Here is a 14,260-nt window from a genome sequence, read left to right as displayed (position 1 = left end):
GGCTATTATGAATATACTCGTAACCGGCGGTACAGGGTTCATTGGCAGATGGGTGGTCGGGCGTTTGTTACAGGATGGACAAAGGGTATGGGTCGTCGATAATCTGGCCAATTCCTCGCTGGATAATCTGAAGGAGTATGAGGCCAGTGAGCATCTGCAGAAGGTGCAGGTGCTGGACCTCAAGGACAGAGCAGCCCTGCAGCAGCTTTTCCGGGAGACCTCCTTCGACCTGTGCTACCATCTGGCAGCAAGTATAAATGTTCAGGACAGTATCGATGATCCGGAGACTACGTTTAACAATGATACGTTAGCAACCTTTTATCTGCTGGAAGAATGCCGTAAGCACCAGGTGAAAATGGTGTTCATGAGCACCTGCATGGTCTACGCCAGAGCGGACAGTGAGCAGGGGATTGACGAGCAATCGCCCATAAAGCCTGCTTCCCCGTATGCCGGTGCCAAGATTGCCGCAGAGAATATGGTGCTGTCCTATTACTTCGCTTATGGCCTGCCGGTTGTGGTCGTGCGACCCTTTAACACGTATGGCCCATATCAGAAAACCGGCGGCGAAGGCGGCGTGGTGGCGATCTTCATTCACAACAAGCTGAAGGGTGCACCGCTGAATATCTATGGTGACGGCACACAATCACGGGACTTGCTGTATGTGGAGGATTGCGCCGCTTTCGTGGTCGGGGCAGGCTACAGCGATAAGCTGAATGGTGAAATTGTGAATGCAGGCACGGGCGAGGATATTACGGTGAATCAGCTGGCAGCGCTCATTGCTGGCGGGCAGGCTCCCGTAAAGCATGTGGCCCATATCCATCCGCAGAGCGAGATCCAGAAGCTGCTGTGCAATTACCGCAAGGCGGAGGAGCGGCTGGGCTGGACCCCGAAGGTTAGCATTGAAGAGGGGATTCGCAAGACCGAGCAATGGATTGTAGAAACCTATCACCGGAAGGAGCCGTTCCAACATGAAGACAAGCAAACTGGCCATTGACGGCGGAAAGCCGGTACGTGCCCATTATCTGCCTTACGGCAAGCAGGTGATTGATGAGGAGGATATCGCATCGGTGGTGAAGGTGCTGCAAAGTGATTTTCTGACCAGCGGCCCGGCCATTGAGCAATTTGAGGCCGAGATTGCCGCGTTCACCGGCGCAAAGTATGCTGTGGCCTTCTCCAGCGGCACGGCGGCACTCCATGGAGCCTGCTATGCGGCCGGAATCGGTGCAGGGGATGAGGTGATCACCACTCCCATGACGTTTGCCGCCACAGCCAACTGTGTGCTGTATCAGGGAGGCGTCCCGGTGTTCGCCGATATTGACCCGCAGACGTATAATCTCGATCCGGCCCGGGTCAGGGAACGTATTACAGAGCGGACAAAAGCGATCATCCCCGTTCACTTCACCGGCCAGCCGGCTGACCTGGATGAGATTCTGCAGATTGCCCGCAAGCATAACCTGATCGTCATTGAAGATGCAGCCCATGCGCTTGGGGCCAGCTACAAGAATACCCGCATAGGCTCTATCGGGGATATGACGATGTTCAGCTTCCATCCTGTAAAGCACATAACAACGGGAGAAGGCGGAATGATCACCACCAATAGCCCGCTCTTTTATGAGAAGCTGCTCCAGTTCAGAACCCATGGCATTACCAGGGATGAGCGCAGGTTAAGGGAGAATCACGGGCCCTGGTATTATGAAATGCAGTTTCTGGGATACAACTACCGGATTACAGATATTCAGACCTCACTCGGCATCTCCCAGCTGCGCAAAATCAAGAGCTTCATCAAGCAGCGCAAGCAGCTTGCAGCCCTGTATACAAAGGAGCTGAGCGATGTCCAGGAGCTCATTCTTCCCCGGCAGCTTCCCGGTGCTGAGTCAAGCTGGCATCTGTACATTGTCAGACTCCGGCTCTCCGGGCTGTCGGCGACGCGGAGAACGGTTTTTCAGGCGCTGCAGAAGGAGAATATCGGTGTCAATGTCCACTACATTCCGGCCTATCTGCATCCTTACTATGAGAGCCTGGGCTTCCGTAAGGGATTATGCCCTGTCGCTGAGAGCTGCTATGAGGAATTCATTACCCTCCCGCTATATGCGGGCATGGAAGCTCAGGATGTAATGGATGTAGTAGCGGCGGTGAAGAAGGTGATTGGCCATTATTCAAATAAATAGAGAGGAGGGATTGAAGTGGCTAACGTCAACGTAATTGCCGAGATTGCGAACGCCCATATGGGCGACCCCGGACGGCTGCGGGAGCTGATTCTGGCAGCCGCAGCCAGCGGGGCGGATGGGGTGAAATTTCAATGGTTCCACTATGACAGCCTTGCGACACCGGATTTCAGCTATTATGAACTCTACAAAGATCTGGCAATCGACAAGCAGGTCTGGATCAGCTCCGTGCAGCTGGCCAGAGCTTCCGGCCTTAAGGTGTGGGTCGATCTCTACGATGAATGGGGCGCGGAGCTGCTGGCCGAGCTTGCTGACCAGGTGGATGGAGTGAAGCTGCCGACAACCGTGCTGCAATCCGGCTCCTTGATTGAGGCGCTGCAGCACTTCGGCAAGCCGTTAATCATCGGTGTAGGGGGCTGGTATGAGGAAGAACTGGATGACCGTTTGTCCTATATAAGAAGCCATCATGAGGGACCGGTTATTCTGATGCACGGCTTTCAGGGATACCCGACAGACCCCCGGGATTCTAACCTGAGCCGGATTGCACACCTGAAGCATAAATACCAGCTGGAGGTCGGGTTCGCCGATCATGTGGATGGCGATGATCCGCTGGCGGTAGACCTGCCTGTGTATGCTTATCTGCTGGGCGCTGATGTCATAGAGAAGCATATTACCCTGAACCGTGCAGCCAAAGGAACGGATTACTACTCCTCGCTGGAGCCGCAGGAATTCAAAGTGATGGTAGAGAAGCTGCGCAGAGCCGAAGAGGTGCAGGGCAGCCTGGACATCCGCGAGTCGGAGCGAAAATATCTGGAGGATTCAACTCTGCGGGTCGTCTCCGGCAGGGACATCAGACCGGGTGAGATTATCACCGCCGGGAATATCCGTTATAAACGCTCCTCCGTATCCGAGGCCTTCATGGCCGGGGAGGCTTCCGCGTCTTTTCCGCTGATTGCGAGATCCGTAATACCCGCCAATACCCCGGTTACACCGGTCATGGTGAAGACGCCCAAGGTATGTATTGCCGTGATCTGCCGGTTGAAGTCCACCCGGCTCCGCCGGAAGGCGCTGCTCCCGGTTCATGGAATGGCCTCTATCGAGAGGTGTCTGCTTAATTGTCTGGCTATCCCCGGTAACTATGAAGTGGTCCTGGCCACCTCGGATCTTCCGGAGGATGAGCCGCTGACGAAGTTCACCATGAATAACCGGGTGAGGATCGTCACCGGTGATCCCGACAATGTAGCCGCGAGACTGCTGAGTGCGGCGGAAGCGACACAATCGGATATCGTAGTGCGGGTCACCGGCGATACTCCCGCAGTCTCACCGGAGATGATGGCTTATATGATCGGACAGCATCTGCACACGGGAGCCGATTTCACCTATGCCAAGGAATCGACAGTCGGCACCGTAGGAGATGTCTACACCGTGGAAGCTCTCAGACGGCTGCTGGGCTATTCCGGTTCACTTACACATGCCGAGTATCTGTCCTTTTATTTTATGAACAATCCTGAGCTGTTCCGTATTAACAATGTGGCCTTTCCGGAGGAGTGGGTGCATCCCGGCTGGCGGTTAACCTTAGATGAGAAACAGGATCTGGAGCTGCTTAACCATATTTACGAGGCTTTGGACATCGGGGCCAGACCGCTTGGCTTCAGTGAATTATACGAGTATCTGCGGATCCATCCGGAGGTTCTGGAGCTGAACAGGGGAATCCAGCTGAAGTGGCGGGATGATACCCGGCTGGTTCAGGAGCTGAATGCAGCAACCACTCTGCAAAAGAAGCAACCTCCGGTAAACGGGGCGTCGGATGATGCATAACGGACTTGTACCGGGCGCATCCGGCCCTAAGAGCATCTTCATCCGGGTGGATTCCTCCTACCAGATGGGGACCGGGCATGTGATGCGCTGCCTCACCCTTGCCGCTGAGCTTAGGCAGAGAGGGGCGGAGGTCACATTCATTTGCCGTGATCTCCCCGGTAATCTGGCCGGCCATATCCGCAGCCAAGGCTATACGGTGGAGCTGCTGCCCCGGCCGGATGATCCGTCCTATGCGGCATTCTGGCTCCAGACGGACTGGCGGACCGATGCGCTGGAGACGGTGCAGCGGCTTACGCAGGCCTCCCCGGCCCCGGCGGATTGTCTGATCGCCGATCATTACGGCATAGACCGCAGATGGGAGCAGGTCGTCAGCGCACAGGTGAACAGGCTGATGGTGATCGACGACCTGGCCGACCGGCCGCATCATTGCAGCCTGCTGCTGGATGCGAATGCGTCCAGTGCCCGGGACCGTTATCAGGGGTTGGTCCCGGACGGCTGCGTGAAATTAACGGGCACGGGGTACACCATTCTCCGTCCCGAATTCCGCTTGGCGAAGCGGCGGCTGGCGGAGCGGGACGGGAGGGTCCGGCGGGTGCTGGTGTTTTTTGGCGGCACCGATCCTACCGGCGAGACGCTGCGAGCCTTGCATGCGCTGCAGAACCCTGCTTTTGCCCATCTGCACGCTGATGTGGTGGTAGGCGGAATGAACTGCAGCAAGGAGGCTATTGCAGCGCTGTGCAGTTCAATGCCGGGTGTGGAGTATCATTGTCAGATTGATTACATCGCTGAGCTGATGCGGAAGGCGGATCTGTCGATTGGAGCAGGCGGGAGCACCACCTGGGAACGGTGTTATCTCGGCTTGCCCTCCCTGACCATTGTGACGGCGGATAACCAGCGGGAAATTACCGGTCTGGTGCATGATCTGGGGGCAGCTTACCGCCTGGGCGAGACCTCTGACGTTACTGTTCACGATATTGAGCAAGGACTAAGCCTCATGCTGGCTCATCCCTCCCTGGTGAAGGAGATGTCGGACAAGGCGCTTCAGCTTATGGGAGAGGACCGGTGGGATGAGGTTATTACGAGAATTATGGGAGGGGACTGACGATGGCAGACCTTGACGATTACAAGCTGAAGACACTCCGTCAAGAGTACAGCAGCCTGGTATGGGAATGGCGGAATAGCGGCCATATCCGGCCTTTTATGAATCATGACCGGCTGATTCCGCTGGAGGACCATTGCAAATGGATGGATTCCACGTTACAGGATAGCGGCAAGCTGGTGAAGTTATGCTTTTATCAGGAGAAGCCTATAGGTCTTGTTCAATTCACTCAGTTGGACCGCCTGAATGGTACCTGTGATTGGGGCTTCTACATCGGTGATCAGAGCAGTCCGCGCGGGTCCGGGAAGATGATGGGCATTCTGGCGCTGGATCTGATCTTCCAGGACGAGCAAATGCGGAAGGTAAACGCGCAGATCCTCGAATTCAATCAAAAGAGTCTATCCTATCATCAGCGGCTCGGATTCGTGGAAGAAGGCCGCTTAATGAAACAAATTGCCAGACCTCACCGGTACGCCGATGTGGTGCTGATGGGCTTATTCCGGGAGCAGTGGGAAGAACGCAGCAAAGCGCTGAAAGAGGAGGCGGCAGACGCGAATGAAGGACATCACCATCGGTAACCGGCGTATTGGCAGCGGACATCCGCCTTTTATCATCGCGGAAATGTCAGGCAACCATAACCATTCCCTGGACCGGGCGCTTGAACTGGTCGGGGCAGCAGCGCGGGCCGGCGCACATGCCTTCAAAATCCAAACCTATACGCCAGAGACCATGACTCTCCAATCGAAGCAGAAGGATTTCATGATCTTAGACGAGGGCGGTCTCTGGACCGGAAAGTCCCTATATGAGCTCTACCAGGAGGCTTATACGCCATGGGAGTGGCATGAACCGATTTTTGCAGCCTGCCGAGAGTTGGGGATGATCCCCTTCAGCACCCCCTTTGACGAGACCTCGCTCGAATTCCTGGAGACACTGGGCGTGGACTGCTATAAGATCGCTTCTTTTGAGAATATCGATATCCCCTTGCTTAAGAAGGTGGCAGCCAAAGGCAAACCGATGATTATCTCGACCGGTATGGCTTCGCTCGGAGAGATTGAACAGTTGGTAGAGGTCATCACCGAAGCAGGCTGCCAGGAATATGTTCTGCTGAAATGCACCAGCAGCTATCCCGCTTCACCGGAGAACACCAATCTGAACACCATCCCTTACCTGCGGGACGTCTTCCACTGCCAGGTCGGCTTATCCGATCACACCCTTGGCGTAGGGGCCGCTGTCGCCAGTGTCGCGCTGGGCAGCACCGTCATCGAGAAGCACTTCACCCTGGACCGTAAGGAGGGAGGGGTGGATTCGGCCTTCTCCCTGGAGCCCGAAGAGTTCGCTGCGCTGGTGCGGGAGACCGATACCGCCTGGAAGGCCCTGGGCGGAGTCGCTATCGGCCCGACGAAGGCGGAAGAGAAGTCGCTTCAGTTCCGCCGGTCCATCTATGTTGCCAAGGACATTAAGGCCGGCGAAGTGCTGACGCGGGACAATATCCGGGTCATCCGCCCGGGATATGGTCTCGCCCCTAAATACTACGAAATGCTCCTTGGCAAACAAATGAGGCGGGATCTGCCCATGGGAACTCCGCTGAGCTGGGACCTGCTGCTGTAAACCGTATTGACAATTGCTGCAAAAACGTCTATAACTAGAACATATCTGTATCTTTTGTATTGAATTTGATGAAATTCGATGACGGGACAAGTACGTTAAGGTAACGTTCTCCAGAGAGTCGGCGGTTGCTGCGAGCCGATTGTTCACGCCTTGCCGGAAGATCCTCCCCTAGAAGCTAAGCTGAAGCGCTGCTGCGTGTGTAAGCTCTGCCGTCTGCCGGACGTTATCCCGGACCCGCTGGCCTCTTGTTGCCTGCGGACTGAGATTGTACAACAGTGCCTGCCTTGCAGTGCGTGTGGGGTGCAAATTAGGGTGGTATCGCGAGCGCTGTCTCGCCCCTTTGGGGGCGGGGCTTTTTGTTGTTGTCTTAAGCCTCTAACTCGGCTAAGATCTCCCTAAATCGTCTGACATCCCCCTAAATCCCCCTTCCAAGGGGGACCCCAAGGGCTGGCCGCCCTCTGGACACCCGCAATAGGTGCGTATCGAGATTGGAGGGGCGTCCGAGGAAGGGAATGGATTCTGTTTGCGGAGGGAGCGGCCCTTCTTAGGCTCCCCTGCGGGAACGCCTGCGGGGCCTTGACTGCGACAACGGCAAAGGCTGGCCCCCGCCCGTTCGCAGGGTGGGTGGCCAAAGAGTGAAGAGCATGGCCCCCGTCCTGTGCTGCCCTTCGGGTTCGCGGGCCGGGTGGCCAAGAGCTAAGGGCGAGGCCCCCGCCCGGTCTGCCCTTCGGGTTCGCGGGGCGGGTGGCCCAAGAGCAAACAGCGTGGCTCCCGCCCGGTCTGCCCTTCGGGTTCGCAGGGCGGGTGGCCAAAGAGTGAACAGCAGGCCCCCGCCCGGTCTGCCCTTCGGGTTCGCGGTGCGGGTGGCCAAAAAGCAAACAGCGTGGCTCCCGCCCAGTGCTGCCCTTCGGGTTCGCGGGGCGGGGGGCCAACGAGTGAACAGCGTGGCCCCCGCCCGGTCTGCCCTTCGGGTTCGCGGGCCGGGTGGCCCAAGAACCTGGTGCCCTTAACGCTGTTAAGGCCCCGCAGGCGAACCCGTCAGGGCAGCCTAAGAAGGGCCGATCCGCCCGCCGAAGTAATCCTTTCCTGTCCTGGGGCGCCCCTCTCAGCACGATGCACTTGTTGCGGGTGTCCAGAGGGCGGCCAGCCCTTGGGGCCCTCCCTTGGGGAAGGGAGGGTTTGGGAGGGATCGAAAAGGGATTAAAAGGTTCTGAGGGTTTAAAATGTTCGAGGTTTAAAAATTTTTTGTTTTATAAAACAGGCTCGGATGTAATCCGAATAAGGTTTAAGACTAAACGGAGGGATTGACCATCATGCTTAAGGTAGACGTCAAAGAAAAGGCCCGGGACAGAGAGGTCCGGATCCTGAAGAAATGGAACGAGGAGGACACGTTCCGCAAATCGATGCAGAACCGCGAAGGACGCCCGAATTATGTGTTCTACGAAGGACCGCCGACTGCGAACGGGGTGCCGCATATCGGGCATGTGCTCGGCCGGGTTATCAAGGACTTTATCGGCCGGTATCAGACGATGAAGGGCTTCCGGGTCATCCGCAAGGCGGGCTGGGATACGCACGGGCTGCCGGTGGAGCTGGGCGTGCAGAAGAAGCTGGGTATCTCGGGCAAGCAGGATATCGAAGAGTACGGCGTGGAGAAGTTCATCAAGGAATGTAAGGAAAGTGTCTTCGGCTACGAGAAGCAGTGGCGCGAGTTCACAGAAGCCATCGGCTACTGGACCGACCTGGATCATCCATATGTAACACTGGACAATACTTACATTGAAAGTGTATGGAACATCCTGGCGACGGTGCATGACAAGGGCCTGATGTACCGTGGTCACCGGGTCAGCCCGTACTGTCCGAGCTGTCAGACGACGCTGAGCTCCCATGAGGTAGCGCAGGGATACAAGACGGTTAAGGACCTGAGTGCAACGGCCAAGTTCAAGCTGGACGGCAGCGGGGATTATGTCCTGGCCTGGACGACCACGCCTTGGACCCTTCCGGCGCATATGGCGCTGGCGATGAACCCGAAGATGGAATATGTACGTGCGCAGCAGGAAGACGGCGTCTATGTTCTGGCGAAGAATCTGGTGGATGAGGTGCTGAAGGGCGAATACACGATTCTGTCTACCCATACAGGCGCTGATTTTATCGGCCGGAGCTATACGCCTCCGTTCGATTATATCAAGGCAGAGAAGCATAATGTGATCGTTGGTGCCTCCTTTGTCACGGACTCCAGCGGTACGGGGATCGTGCATATGGCTCCGGCACACGGGGAAGATGACTACAAAAGCTGCCGCGAGAACGGCATCAGCTTCGTCAATGTTGTGGATGTATCCGGGAAGTATACGAAGGTTGTCAGTGATTTTGCCGGACGGTTCGTAAAGGATTGCGACCTCGATATCGTGAAGGTGCTGTCCGAACGCGGACTGCTCTACCATAAAGAGAAATACGAGCACAGCTATCCGTTCTGCTGGCGCTGCGATACGCCGCTGCTCTATTATGCGACAGACAGCTGGTTCATCCAGACCACTGCGATCAAGGATCAGCTGATTGCCAATAACAACAGTGTGGACTGGTATCCGGACCATGTGCGCGAAGGCCGCTTCGGCAAGTTCCTGGAGGAGCTGGTGGACTGGAATATCAGCCGTAACCGTTACTGGGGCACACCGCTGAACGTCTGGGTCTGTCAGGAGACAGGCAAGGAATTCGCACCGCACAGCATTGCCGAGCTGAGATCAATGGCCACCCAAGAGGTGCCGGAGGATATCGAGCTGCATAAGCCGTATGTGGACAACATCAAGCTGCGCAGCCCGTTTAGCGAAGGTGCCGTCATGGTGCGTACCCCGGAAGTCATCGATGTCTGGTTCGACAGCGGCTCGATGCCGTTCGCCCAGAGCCACTATCCGTTCGAGAATGAAGACCGCTTCGAGGATCAGTATCCGGCGGATATGATCTGCGAGGGGATCGACCAGACGCGCGGCTGGTTCTACAGCTTGCTGGCGGTATCGACCCTGTTCACGGGCAAAGCGCCGTACAAGGCGGTTATCGCGCACGGCCACATTTTTGATGAGAACGGCCAGAAGATGTCCAAGTCCAAAGGCAATGTCATCGACCCGTGGGAGATCATTAACGAATACGGCACAGATGCGTTCCGGTGGGCGATTCTGGCGGACAGTGCGCCATGGAACAACAAACGCTTCTCGCGCGGCCTGGTCGGAGAGACGAAGTCCAAAGTGGTGGATACTCTGGTTAACACGCATGCCTTCCTGACGCTGTATGCCGGGATTGACGGTTATGATCCGGCGGAGCATCCGTTCAAGGTGTCAGAGCATAAGCTGGACCGCTGGATTCTCTCCCGTCTGAACAGCCTGATTCTGCTGGTGGACAAAGGGCTGGCCGTGAACGACTTCGTGAATACCTCCAAGGCGATCGAGAACTTCGTGGATGAGCTGAGCAACTGGTACATCCGCCGTTCCCGTGACCGGTTCTGGGGCAGCGGGCTGGGCGAGGAGAAGCTGGACGCTTACCGTACTCTTACGCATGTCCTGCTGACCACGGCGAAGCTGATGGCTCCGTTCACTCCGATGCTGTCCGAGGATATCTTCACGAACCTGGGCGGCGGGGAGAGCGTGCATCTGGCCGATTACCCGGCAGTGGATGAGAAGCTGATCGATCTCGGTCTGGAAAAAGACATGGAGAGCGCCCGCGGCATCGTCGAGCTGGCCCGTAACGTCCGCAACGAGAGCGGCATCAAGAACCGCCAGCCGTTGTCCGAGCTGATCGCCTCCATCGATGATGACTTCAATGTGGTCGATTATGAAGAGCTGATCAAAGACGAAATCAACGTGAAGCGCATTGTGATCGAGCATAGCGACAGCGGCTTCGTGGACTTCACGCTGAAGCTGAATCTGAAGGTGGCAGGCAAGAAATACGGCAAAAATGTCGGCTTCCTGCAAGGCTTCCTCAAAGCGATGGACAGCGATGCGACCCGCAAAGCAGTACAGGAAGGCGTAGTTGCCATTGTCTCCCCGGACGGCGAGGAGCTGCAGATTACCGCCGAGGAGCTGTTGGTGGAGAAGCAGGCCAAGCCCGGCTTCGCCTCCGCTTCCGGGTATGGTCTGACGGTGGCTCTCAACACGGAAATCACTCCGGAGCTGGTGCAGGAGGGCTGGGTACGCGAGGTCGTGCGCGCAGTGCAGGATTACCGCAAACGTCTGGATCTGCCGATCGACAAGCGGGTAGAGCTGACCCTGCAGGTGGATGATGAACTGAAGGCGGCACTCACTGCATTCGAGCATGTGCTGCGTGAGAATGTCCTGGTGACTTCCGTTACGTATGGCGGAGATTATACCTATGAGACGGTTGATGCCGGCGGCAAGAGCATCGGCATTCATATCGGCGCTTAAGGAAATACCGTGACCTGCATGACTTGTCCTGCTCCGGCATATACTAGCCGCAAAGGCAAGGCTTCTACGGGTTAGCTGCACAACAACGAGCCCTGTGCTTGAAGAGAGAATCTCTCTTTGACCGGGCTCGTTTGTTTTGCGGCTGACTAGAGAATCAGGAGGTGCAGGAACATGGGCAGAGGGAACGGGAATCCGGATGAACCGCAGACGAAGAAGCCGGATGGGCCGGGCAGAATCTCTATTCGTCCAACGGAACCCAATAAGCAGGATACTCCGGTTCAGCAGACCGCCGGAAGCAGAGTAGGAACACACTTACAGGGCGATCAACCGCATCAGATAACTCCACCTGTAACGCCTGCCGATCCGCTGAACAGCATTTCGCAGGAGGAGAAGCTGAATGCGTTGTACCGGATGACCACGAGTCTGGCCCAGCAGATGGAGAAGTCGCGGATCTCGGAGTATACCGAGCTGCTGTATTCTCCGTTCAAGCTGATCTGGCTGAATGTTCTCTCCGGGGCGGCCAGAGGGCTGGGGATTGCGCTCGGGTTTACCTTTTTTGCAGCAACCATTATTTATATCCTGCAGGTACTCGGTGCGCTGAATCTGCCGATTATCGGCGATTATATCGCTGACATTGTGCGGATTGTCCAGCATCAGCTGGAGCTGAAGACGTTCTAAGGTCCACAGCCTGATTGCTGCAAAATAGCGCTAACGCCGCTTGTTTCTCGTCGGGTCCAGCAGGTAGTCACCTTCCTCATCGTCCATGTAATGGCGGTAGCTGTTGCCTTTGATAATCATCAGATGATTGCCGGAAATGTCGGTGGCGACGAAGTTCTCCCACGGCTCCACGAACCCTTCGGTTTCGTCCGCTTCAATCTCCATATCATTGTAGGAGTCGATGTTATTCCCTTCTGCCATGGCCGGCGAATCCGAGTTTCCCCAGCTCTCGACAATCTGCCAGGCATCCTCGCCGTCGAACCGGTTCTGTTCCTCCCGTTCATCCAGACTGGTGCGGCCAAAAGGCGGTGACAGCAGCTCCTCCTCGGCCGGCCGGGTGAACGGGGCGCTCTGGCGGGGGGCTTGCTCCTTGGTGAAACGGGTTGCGGGAAGGGCGGACAGGCGCTCATATGGAATCGGCTCTCCGCTGGCAGCGCAGATGCCGTAAGTCCCCTCATCCATCGCTTTCAGCGCGGCTTCAATGTCGTCCAGCTCATGCTCTTCCCGCTCCAGCAGGGAGATATCCATGGAACGGTGATACAGCTCAGTGGCGGCGTCACCGGGGTGATTGTCGATTTCGGACAGTTCTCCGGTATTGTCCCGCATGGCCTCCTGCAGCCCGTATTGTTCGTTGTTACTCAGCCTGTGCTTGATCTCCTCCCGCTGCTGCAGCAGGGTGGTACGCAGCGCGGAGAGCTGCTGTGGTGTCAGATGGCTCATTGCAGTAACGCTCCTTTCGGTGGCTTATCGGCGGGGCCGTTCCTTCTACCGATAGCTTGGCCTGTGCTGTGCTTTTTTAGCGATGGAAAATAGTGCACAGACTGGGCCTCTGCATACTCATGCAATAGACGGTATCTTAAGGCCTGTGCTACAATATACAAGTCTTTATACAGTATTCGTACCGCCATTGCCGCGGGAAAAATAAGAACGGAGTGACAACCTCAGTGGTGTACTTTCTGATTGCGCTAATTGTATTTTTGATTGACCAGGGCACCAAATATTTGATTGCCACCCGCCTGGAGCTCGCAGAGCAGATTCCGGTGATCAAGGATTTCTTCATTATTACCTCCCACCGCAATCGTGGAGCCGCTTTTGGCATTCTGCAGGGACAGCAGTGGTTCTTCATTGTAATTACGGTGATCGTGGTGGCCGGTATCGTATGGTATCTGAACAAAACCCGCAAGACCCGCAGGCTGCTGCCGACAGCGCTTGCGCTTGTCCTCGGGGGAGCAGTCGGCAACTTCCTGGACCGGATTCTTAATGGCGAGGTTGTCGATTTCCTGATGTTCAATTTCGGCAGCTATACGTTCCCGATCTTCAACGTGGCGGATTCCTGCATAGTGATCGGGGTCGGCCTGATTATTCTGGATACGCTGCTGGAAGTGAAGGGCGAGCAGGAAGTCATCGAGGTGAAGGAATCACCGGAAGTCAAAGAAGGGAATGAATAATTTGAATCAGGACGTCAAAGGGCAGGCAGATTTCGCAGCACCTGAAGAAGACAGAGACGTCACCGAATGGACGGTTGCCGCGGAGAACGCCAAGGAGCGGATTGACAAATATATCACGGAGTCCTGGGAGGACGAAATCTCGCGTTCCCAGGTCCAGCTGTGGATCAGCGGCGGGCATGTTACCGTGAACGGCGCAACGGTCAAAGCGAATTATAAGCTGGCTGAAGGCGACAAGGTGCAGGTGACCGTCCCTGAAGCGGAGGCTACAGACTTGACCCCGGAGAATATTCCGCTGGAGGTGGCCTATGAGGACAGTGACGTGATTGTGGTCAACAAGCCGCGCGGTATGGTGGTGCATCCGGCAGTGGGGCATCCGTCGGGAACGCTGGTTAATGCGCTGATGTATCACTGCAAGGACCTGTCCGGCATCAACGGCGAGATCCGCCCGGGCATCGTCCACCGGATTGACAAGGACACCTCGGGTCTGATTATGGCTGCCAAGAATGACGCCAGTCATGCCTCGCTGGCCGCTCAGCTGAAGGAGCACAGTGTAACCCGCCGTTATATTGCAATTGTGCATGGTAATTTGTCTCATGACAAGGGAACGGTAGATGCGCCAATCGGGCGTGATCCGCATGACCGCAAGCTCTACACCGTGACGGAGAAGAACAGTAAGCATTCCGTGACCCATTTTACCGTGCTGGAACGGTTCGGGGATTGTACGCTGCTGGAGCTGCAATTAGAGACTGGAAGGACTCATCAGATCCGTGTTCATATGAAGTTCATCGGCCATCCTCTGGTCGGCGACCCGGTGTACGGGCGCAGTAAAGGAACGACAATGAACGGACAAGCCCTGCATGCGGCGGTACTGGGATTTGTGCATCCGTCTACAGGCGAATATAAGGAGTTCAGTGCACCGCTTCCGGCAGATATGGAAGATGTGCTGTTTGCGCTCCGCAGCAGATAAGTGCAAATCAAAAGAGTATAAATCCATGGTGC

The 14,260-nt window shown here is 56.2% G+C and carries 11 protein-coding genes and 1 other annotated feature; of the genes, 10 read left to right on the top strand and 1 reads right to left on the bottom strand.

Features of this window, described 5'->3' with window-relative positions; genetic code table 11:
• Positions 1 to 7 precede the first annotated feature (7 nt).
• The 8 genes from MHI24_RS08060 to MHI24_RS08025 all read left to right on the top strand — a co-directional run bounded on the left by MHI24_RS08060 (position 8) and on the right by MHI24_RS08025 (position 11,774).
• Positions 8 to 994 carry a GDP-mannose 4,6-dehydratase gene (locus MHI24_RS08060; RefSeq protein ID WP_340025125.1) on the top strand — a complete coding sequence of 329 codons (987 nt, stop codon included), beginning with the start codon at positions 8 to 10 and terminating at the stop codon, positions 992 to 994.
• Positions 969 to 2,168 carry a UDP-4-amino-4,6-dideoxy-N-acetyl-beta-L-altrosamine transaminase gene (pseC, locus tag MHI24_RS08055; protein ID WP_340025124.1) on the top strand — a complete coding sequence of 400 codons (1,200 nt, stop codon included), beginning with the start codon at positions 969 to 971 and terminating at the stop codon, positions 2,166 to 2,168. The genes MHI24_RS08060 and pseC overlap by 26 nt, the downstream gene beginning before the upstream one ends.
• A 15-nt stretch (positions 2,169 to 2,183) precedes the next feature.
• A complete protein-coding gene (locus tag MHI24_RS08050; protein WP_340025123.1) occupies positions 2,184 to 3,983 on the top strand; it encodes an N-acetylneuraminate synthase family protein in 1,800 nt (599 codons plus the stop codon).
• Positions 3,973 to 5,085 carry a UDP-2,4-diacetamido-2,4,6-trideoxy-beta-L-altropyranose hydrolase gene (gene pseG, locus MHI24_RS08045; RefSeq protein ID WP_340025122.1) on the top strand — a complete coding sequence of 371 codons (1,113 nt, stop codon included), beginning with the start codon at positions 3,973 to 3,975 and terminating at the stop codon, positions 5,083 to 5,085. Before MHI24_RS08050 ends, pseG begins: the two co-directional genes overlap by 11 nt.
• Positions 5,086 to 5,087: 2 nt before the next feature.
• Complete coding sequence (gene pseH, locus MHI24_RS08040; RefSeq protein ID WP_340025121.1) at positions 5,088 to 5,660, top strand: UDP-4-amino-4,6-dideoxy-N-acetyl-beta-L-altrosamine N-acetyltransferase; 573 nt, start codon at positions 5,088 to 5,090, stop codon at positions 5,658 to 5,660.
• Positions 5,638 to 6,690 carry a pseudaminic acid synthase gene (gene pseI / locus MHI24_RS08035; RefSeq protein ID WP_340025120.1) on the top strand — a complete coding sequence of 351 codons (1,053 nt, stop codon included), beginning with the start codon at positions 5,638 to 5,640 and terminating at the stop codon, positions 6,688 to 6,690. Before pseH ends, pseI begins: the two co-directional genes overlap by 23 nt.
• 69 nt (positions 6,691 to 6,759) lie before the next feature.
• Positions 6,760 to 7,033: a binding site (T-box leader), on the top strand.
• Between the two features lie 970 nt (positions 7,034 to 8,003).
• Positions 8,004 to 11,096 (top strand): isoleucine--tRNA ligase, encoded by a 3,093-nt coding sequence (gene ileS / locus MHI24_RS08030; RefSeq protein ID WP_340025119.1) that lies wholly within the window; start codon positions 8,004 to 8,006, stop codon positions 11,094 to 11,096.
• Between the two features lie 366 nt (positions 11,097 to 11,462).
• Positions 11,463 to 11,774 (top strand): DUF5665 domain-containing protein, encoded by a 312-nt coding sequence (locus tag MHI24_RS08025; protein ID WP_340026632.1) that lies wholly within the window; start codon positions 11,463 to 11,465, stop codon positions 11,772 to 11,774.
• Between the two features lie 30 nt (positions 11,775 to 11,804).
• Here MHI24_RS08025 and MHI24_RS08020 read toward each other — a convergent pair whose 3' ends face one another.
• Positions 11,805 to 12,533 (bottom strand): TraR/DksA C4-type zinc finger protein, encoded by a 729-nt coding sequence (locus MHI24_RS08020; RefSeq protein WP_340025117.1) that lies wholly within the window; start codon positions 12,531 to 12,533, stop codon positions 11,805 to 11,807.
• A 224-nt stretch (positions 12,534 to 12,757) separates the two neighbouring features.
• On the opposite strand from MHI24_RS08020, the gene lspA reads away from it, so the two are divergent.
• Together lspA and MHI24_RS08010 are read left to right on the top strand one after the other, a co-directional pair.
• On the top strand, positions 12,758 to 13,261 hold the full coding sequence (gene lspA, locus MHI24_RS08015; RefSeq protein ID WP_340025115.1) for a signal peptidase II: 504 nt from the start codon (positions 12,758 to 12,760) through the stop codon (positions 13,259 to 13,261).
• Positions 13,254 to 14,228, top strand: coding sequence for an RluA family pseudouridine synthase (locus MHI24_RS08010; protein WP_340025114.1), 975 nt, complete (start codon positions 13,254 to 13,256; stop codon positions 14,226 to 14,228). The genes lspA and MHI24_RS08010 overlap by 8 nt, the downstream gene beginning before the upstream one ends.
• Positions 14,229 to 14,260 lie beyond the last annotated feature (32 nt).

Source organism: Paenibacillus sp. FSL K6-1096, assembly GCF_037977055.1.
Taxonomy (GTDB): domain Bacteria; phylum Bacillota; class Bacilli; order Paenibacillales; family Paenibacillaceae; genus Paenibacillus_AQ.
This window is presented reverse-complemented; position numbering and strand designations above follow the sequence as displayed.

Bases quoted from the DNA above. Each gene is read 5' to 3' on its own strand.
- MHI24_RS08060 (WP_340025125.1), top strand. From the start codon at position 8: ATGAATATACTCGTAACCGGCGGTACAGGGTTCATTGGCAGATGGGTG.
- pseC (WP_340025124.1), top strand. From the start codon at position 969: ATGAAGACAAGCAAACTGGCCATTGACGGCGGAAAGCCGGTACGTGCC.
- pseG (WP_340025122.1), top strand. From the start codon at position 3,973: ATGATGCATAACGGACTTGTACCGGGCGCATCCGGCCCTAAGAGCATC.
- pseH (WP_340025121.1), top strand. From the start codon at position 5,088: ATGGCAGACCTTGACGATTACAAGCTGAAGACACTCCGTCAAGAGTAC.
- pseI (WP_340025120.1), top strand. From the start codon at position 5,638: ATGAAGGACATCACCATCGGTAACCGGCGTATTGGCAGCGGACATCCG.
- ileS (WP_340025119.1), top strand. From the start codon at position 8,004: ATGCTTAAGGTAGACGTCAAAGAAAAGGCCCGGGACAGAGAGGTCCGG.
- MHI24_RS08020 (WP_340025117.1), bottom strand. From the start codon at position 12,533: ATGAGCCATCTGACACCACAGCAGCTCTCCGCGCTGCGTACCACCCTG.
- MHI24_RS08010 (WP_340025114.1), top strand. From the start codon at position 13,254: ATGAATAATTTGAATCAGGACGTCAAAGGGCAGGCAGATTTCGCAGCA.